Genomic DNA, 5,911 nt, shown 5'->3' on the forward strand with positions numbered 1-5,911 from the left:
AGGTTGCGATCTTTTTAAATGCAAGATCAAAAGATCGCAGCCTCGTTTCACTCGACAGCTCCTACAGGGGTATTTATTTCAATGGGTGCGCGTGACTTTGCTCAGGTGTCGTGGCTGGTCCGGGTCCATGCCGCGAGCAACTGCCAGACCGGCGGCCATTACGTAGAAGCTCTGGATCGCCAGGATCGGATCGAGGGCCGGGTGTTCGGCGCGGGTCAGGGTCAAGTCGCGTTCGAGCACGTCATCCGGCGCTGCCAGCAGGACGCGCGCACCGCGCTGGCGCATGTCGGCGGCCAAGCTCAGCAAACCGGCCTGCTCGGCACCCCGTGGGGCGAAAACCAGCAGCGGGTAGTTGTCGCCGATCAACGCCATTGGGCCGTGACGCACTTCAGCGCTGCTGAAGGCTTCGGCCTGAATGGCCGAGGTTTCCTTGAACTTGAGCGCCGCTTCCTGAGCGATGGCGAAGCCGGCGCCACGGCCGATCACCATCAAGCGCTGACAATCGCGCAAAGCCTCGATGGCCGGGCGCCAGTCCTGTTGCGCTGCCTCGCGCAGGCCTTCGGGCAAGGCGCGACCGGCTTCGAGCAATTCGGCATCTTCTTTCCAGTGGCCGATCAATCGGGCACTGGCGCTGAGGGTGGCGATAAAACTCTTGGTCGCGGCGACGCTGCTTTCGGTGCCAGCCAACAGCGGCAGGCTGAATTCGCAGGCGGCTTCCAGCGGCGAGTCTGCGGCGTTGACCAGCGAAACGCTCAAGGCACCGCGTTTGCGCAACAGGCGCAGACTGTTGACCAGATCAGGACTCTGCCCCGATTGCGAGAAGGCGAACGCCACCTGGCCGCTGACCTTCAGCGGAGCCTGCTGCATGGTCACCACCGACATCGGCAACGAGGCTACCGGATAGCCCAGCAGTTGCATGGTCAGGTAGGCGAAGTAACTGGCCGCGTGGTCGGAGCTGCCGCGCGCAACAGTCATCACCACTTGCGGCGGCTGACGGCGCAGGCGCCCGGCAATCTCGATCATTTGTGGGTCGAGTTGCTGCAATTGGGCTTGCACGGCCTCGAACGAGGACAGCGCCTCTTCAAGCATTTTTGAAGTCAATGTCTTCTCCTTCGACCATGACGGCGGTCAGTTTCAGTGAGCGATCCAGCCGCACGCAGTCGGCCCAGGCCCCCGGTTGCAGGCGCCCGCGTTCGGTGATGCCGAGGTAATCGGCGGGGAATTGCGACAGACGCTGCGAGGCCTCGGCGATCGGCAAACCGATCTTCACCAGGTTGCGCAGGGCCTGATCCATGGTCAGCGTGCTGCCGGCCAGCGTGCCGTCCGGCAGGCGCACGCCGCCCAGGCATTTGGTCACGGTGTGGCTGCCGAGCTTGTATTCACCGTCGGGCATGCCCGCGGCGGCGGTCGAGTCGGTGACGCAATACAGGCACGGGATCGAACGCAGGGCCACGCGGATCGCGCCGGGGTGTACATGCAGCAAGTCGGGAATCAGCTCGGCGAATTTGGCGTGGGCCAGCGCCGCGCCGACGATGCCCGGCTCGCGGTGATGCAACGGGCTCATGGCGTTATAGAGATGCGTGAAACTGGTCGCGCCGGCTTCCAGCGCGGCGACGCCTTCCTCATAACTGCCGAGTGTGTGGCCGATCTGCATGCGCACGCCTCGGCTGCTGAGGGCGCGGATCAGGGCATCGTGACCGGCGATTTCCGGGGCGATGGTGATGACGCGAATCGGCGCCAGCGCCAGGTACTCTTCGACTTCGGCCATCAGCGCGGTGTGGGCGAAATTCGGTTGGGCACCGAGTTTGCCGGGGTTGATGTACGGGCCTTCGAGGTGCACGCCGAGGACTCGGGCGCTGCCCTTGGGGCGCTGCTCACAGAACTCGCCGACGGCTTTGAGCACGCTGGAGATTTCCTCGCTCGGCGCGGTCATGGTGGTGGCCAGCAGCGATGTGGTGCCGAAGCGCACGTGGGTTTTGGTGATGGTTTCGAACGCGGGTGCGCCTTCCATGATGTCTTTGCCGCCGCCGCCGTGAACGTGTAGGTCGATGAAACCCGGGAGCAGGTAAGGCAGGTCGTTGTCTGCCGGATCGCAGGGCTGGCCTTCGATCGACACGACTTTGCGGTGTTCGTGAACCAGTCGGCCGCGAACCCAGCCGTGGGCGGTGAGGATGTTATCTTCGGACATGTCTGGATCTCGGTTTTTAGCGACGCAGCTCAGCCACAAAGTCGTAGTAGTCGTTGCGGCAATAGGTGTCGGTGACTTCTATGGGCGTGTTGTCTTCGAGGTAGCCAACCCGGGTCATCAGCAGCATGGCGGTGCCGGGGGCAATGCCGACCAGTGCGGCGAACTCGTCCGAGGCATTGATCGCCTGAATGTGCTGCAACGCGCGGACGATCGGTTTGCCGATGCCGTCGAGGTATTCGTAAAGGGAGTCGCCGACTGCTTGCGGCTTGGGAATGATCGAGGCGGGCAGGGTGCTCATCTCGATGGCCATCACGGTGTCGTCGGCCTTGCGCAGGCGTTTGAGGCGCGCAACTTTGTCGTTGGGCGACAGGCCGAGGCGGATCAGTTCTTCGTGGGTCGGCAGGGTGATTTCTCGTTCCAGCCATTGCGAGCCAGGCACGAAACCCTTGAGGCGGAGCATTTCGCTGAAACCGGAAAGACGCGACAGCGGTTGTTCCAGGCGCGGCGTGATGAACGTGCCGGAGCCTTGGTTGCGGCGGATCAGGCCTTGTTCGAACAACACCTCCAACGCCTTGCGTGCGGTGACGCGGGAGATGCCCAATATTTCGCTGAGATTGCGTTCCGACGGCATTGCCTGCTCGGCTTTCCACTGGCCGGCATGAATCGCCGCTTCCAGATTGCGCGCCAGTTGCAGGTACAGCGGCGTGGGTTGGGTGTCGTCGGGGCGCAAGGCCTTGAGGTCGTTCATGGTTGGCTGTCCGAAACGTATGTAGGAATTGTCGCTCGGTGTGCCAGAAAATTAATACCACTTGAATACCATGTCAACGCAGTGCTTGACCGTAGACGCGTGAAAACGCCCTGAATCTGGACGGCTGGAAGCAGGTTGGTTTGAAGTGGTATTAGCGCTGGAATTTAGAACGACAAAGATCGCAGCCTGCGGCAGCTCCTACAGAGGGAAATGGTATTCACCCTGTAGGAGCTGTCGCAGGCTGCGATCTCTTGAATTTATTTTTCGAGGGCGACCAATGGTCGTGGGGAATTACGGGCGGATTTCGATCATCGTGCCATCCGGCACCAGGTTCCAGACTTCGCGCATGTCCATGTTGCGCATGGCGATGCAGCCGTCGGTCCAGTCCAGGGTGTGGAACAGTTGCTCGGGATTGTCTTCGGTGTCCGGCGTGCCATGGATCATGATCATGCCGCCGGGATCGACGCCTTCACGCCGTGAACGGGCGGAGTCGCTGATGTTCGGGTAGGAAATGTGCATCGCCAGGTTGAATTTTTCACTGGTCTTGCGCCAGTCGAGCCAATAGAAGCCTTCTGGCGTGCGTTTATCGCCTTCCATCAGCTTCTGTCCCTTGGGGCGTTTGCCCAGGGAAATGCGATAGGTCTTGATCGGCTTGCCGTCATTGATCAATTGCAATTGATGGGAAGACTTGAGAACCAGGACTTTCTCGATGACCTTGCCGTCGAGCGATCCCACGGCCGAAGCCTGGGACACCGCTACGAACGACAAACAGAACAGGGCAAGCAACCAGCGCATTGAAACGATTCCCCAGGAGGTGTCGCGACTATATATATTTATAGGTGTTTTTTTAGTTGGCAGGCTGAGCAAGCGGCGGGATTGATTCGGACCGCACGGGGTAGACCTCGGTCCGCCGGTCAGCGAAGAAGCATTCTAAGGTACGGCCCACTGTGCGGAAAGCCAGCTCGTCCCACGGAATGTCCGCTTCGTCGAATAGTTGCACTTCCAGGCTCTCGGGACCGGCGGCAAAGTCCAGGTCCGCCAGTTCGGCGCGGAAGAACACATGCACCTGGCTGATGTGCGGCACATCGATCAGCGTATAGATGCTCAGGTTGCGCACCCGGGCGCAGGCTTCCTCGGCGGTTTCGCGAATGGCCGCCTGCTCGATGGTCTCACCGTTCTCCATGAAACCGGCGGGCAGGGTCCAGTAACCCAGGCGCGGCTCTATCGCGCGGCGGCAGAGCAAGACCTTGGTGCCCCAGGTCGCGACGCAGCCAGCGACGATATTGGGGTTCTGGTAATGAATGGTGTGACAGCTGTCGCAGACAAAACGCAGGCGTGAATCGCCTTCGGGAATGCGCTGGGTCACCGGGTTGCCGCACTGACTGCAAAATTTCATGCTTGGGTTCCTGAATGCTGCGCCTATCTTGGCGTGCGGCGGTGTCTGTCGGCAAGTTGTCGTTTCGCGACATGGGGCTGTTGCGGGGGTTGGGCGGTCGCAGCGATTGGTGCATGATGCCGGGTAAGGCACAGATCGAGAACACTCATGCTGGACGAGCTACTGCATCGGGTAAGCAACCACACACCGCGCACGCTGGAGACCGACCGCCGTTTCCCCGAGGCCGCCGTACTGGTGCCCATCACCCGCAGTGACGAACCGGAACTGGTGTTGACCCTGCGTGCAAGCGGGCTCTCGACCCATGGCGGCGAAGTCGCTTTCCCCGGCGGACGCCGTGACCCCGAAGACCCGGACCTGATTTTCACCGCCCTGCGCGAAGCCGAAGAAGAGATCGGCCTGCCGCCGGGTCTGGTCGAGGTGATCGGCCCGCTCAGCCCGCTGATCTCCCTGCATGGCATCAAGGTCACGCCTTATGTCGGCGTGATTCCGGATTTCGTCGAGTACCGGGCCAATGATGCCGAGATCGCCGCGGTGTTCAGCGTTCCGCTGGAGTTCTTCCGCAAAGACCCGCGTGAGCACACCCACCGCATCGATTACCAGGGCCGCAGCTGGTACGTGCCGAGCTACCGCTATGGCGAGTACAAGATCTGGGGGCTGACGGCGATCATGGTCGTCGAGTTGATCAATCTGCTCTATGACGCGAAAATCAGTCTGCACCAGCCACCCAAAAGCTTTATCAATACCTGAGCCATCGTTCGAATGGCCTGAAAACGCGGCTGCCTGAGCCCTGAGGAAAATCACGATGAAATACCGTCTGGGCGACGCCCGCGTCGAAACCCACCCACAGAGCTGGGTCGCACCCAATGCCGTGCTGGTGGGCAAGGTCAAGCTGGAAGAGGGCGCCAACGTCTGGTTCAACGCCGTGCTGCGCGGCGACAATGAGCTGATCCTGATCGGCAAGAACAGCAACGTCCAGGACGGCACCGTGATGCACACCGACATGGGCTATCCGCTGACCATCGGCACCGGCGTGACCATTGGCCACAACGCGATGCTCCATGGCTGCACCGTGGGCGACTACAGCCTGATCGGGATCAACGCGGTGATCCTCAACGGCGCGAAGATCGGCAAGAACTGCATCATCGGCGCCAATTCGCTGATTGGCGAAGGCAAAGAGATTCCGGACGGCTCGCTGGTCATGGGCTCGCCCGGCAAAGTGGTGCGCGAGCTGACCGAGCCGCAGAAGAAAATGCTGGAAGCCAGTGCCGCTCACTATGTGCATAACTCGCAGCGCTACGCCCGCGATCTGGCCGAGCAGGAAGAATGAGCACGCCTGAACGCCCGGTGGCGTCGCCCTGCGTGAGTATTTGCGCGCTGGATGACGATGACATCTGCACCGGTTGCCAGCGCACAGTGGAAGAAATCACCCGTTGGAGCCGTATGGACAATGCCGAGCGGCGCAAGGTGCTGGGGTTGTGTCATGAGCGGGCGAAGGCCAGTGGGTTGGTGTGGATGATCGGTAAAACGCCTGGCCGATAAGATCAAAAGATCGCAGCCTGCGGCAGCTCCTACAAGGGAT

General features: G+C 61.3%; 8 protein-coding genes. 3 read left to right on the forward strand and 5 right to left on the reverse strand.

Annotated features, from left to right (window positions below; translation table 11 throughout):
* Positions 1 to 78: 78 nt before the first annotated feature.
* The 5 genes from ACW9JC_RS28185 to ACW9JC_RS28205 form a co-directional block, all read right to left on the reverse strand.
* The gene (locus ACW9JC_RS28185; protein ID WP_457459132.1) at positions 79 to 1,101 is read right to left on the reverse strand and encodes an SIS domain-containing protein; all 1,023 of its coding nucleotides are present in this window, start codon (positions 1,099 to 1,101) and stop codon (positions 79 to 81) included.
* Positions 1,082 to 2,188 (reverse strand): N-acetylglucosamine-6-phosphate deacetylase, encoded by a 1,107-nt coding sequence (gene nagA / locus ACW9JC_RS28190; protein WP_457459134.1) that lies wholly within the window; start codon positions 2,186 to 2,188, stop codon positions 1,082 to 1,084. The genes ACW9JC_RS28185 and nagA overlap by 20 nt, the downstream gene beginning before the upstream one ends.
* 16 nt (positions 2,189 to 2,204) lie before the next feature.
* A complete protein-coding gene (locus ACW9JC_RS28195; RefSeq protein WP_457459136.1) occupies positions 2,205 to 2,936 on the reverse strand; it encodes a GntR family transcriptional regulator in 732 nt (243 codons plus the stop codon).
* A 291-nt stretch (positions 2,937 to 3,227) separates the two neighbouring features.
* On the reverse strand, positions 3,228 to 3,731 hold the full coding sequence (locus ACW9JC_RS28200; protein ID WP_338584924.1) for a L,D-transpeptidase family protein: 504 nt from the start codon (positions 3,729 to 3,731) through the stop codon (positions 3,228 to 3,230).
* 52 nt (positions 3,732 to 3,783) lie between these two features.
* Positions 3,784 to 4,332 carry an NUDIX hydrolase gene (locus ACW9JC_RS28205; protein WP_457459138.1) on the reverse strand — a complete coding sequence of 183 codons (549 nt, stop codon included), beginning with the start codon at positions 4,330 to 4,332 and terminating at the stop codon, positions 3,784 to 3,786.
* A 147-nt stretch (positions 4,333 to 4,479) separates the two neighbouring features.
* Here ACW9JC_RS28205 and ACW9JC_RS28210 point away from each other — a divergent pair, with 147 nt between their 5' ends.
* From ACW9JC_RS28210 to ACW9JC_RS28220, 3 genes are read left to right on the forward strand one after another with little or no spacing between them, the layout of a single operon-like run.
* Positions 4,480 to 5,079: a CoA pyrophosphatase gene (locus ACW9JC_RS28210; protein WP_338584926.1), complete on the forward strand. Its 600-nt coding sequence runs from the start codon at positions 4,480 to 4,482 to the stop codon at positions 5,077 to 5,079.
* Positions 5,080 to 5,134: 55 nt separating this feature from the next.
* Positions 5,135 to 5,659 carry a gamma carbonic anhydrase family protein gene (locus tag ACW9JC_RS28215; RefSeq protein WP_027924900.1) on the forward strand — a complete coding sequence of 175 codons (525 nt, stop codon included), beginning with the start codon at positions 5,135 to 5,137 and terminating at the stop codon, positions 5,657 to 5,659.
* Positions 5,656 to 5,871, forward strand: a complete 216-nt coding sequence (locus ACW9JC_RS28220) for a DUF1289 domain-containing protein (RefSeq protein ID WP_457459141.1) — start codon at positions 5,656 to 5,658, stop codon at positions 5,869 to 5,871. Before ACW9JC_RS28215 ends, ACW9JC_RS28220 begins: the two co-directional genes overlap by 4 nt.
* Positions 5,872 to 5,911 lie beyond the last annotated feature (40 nt).

Source organism: Pseudomonas sp. SDO5591_S426 (genome assembly GCF_054070755.1).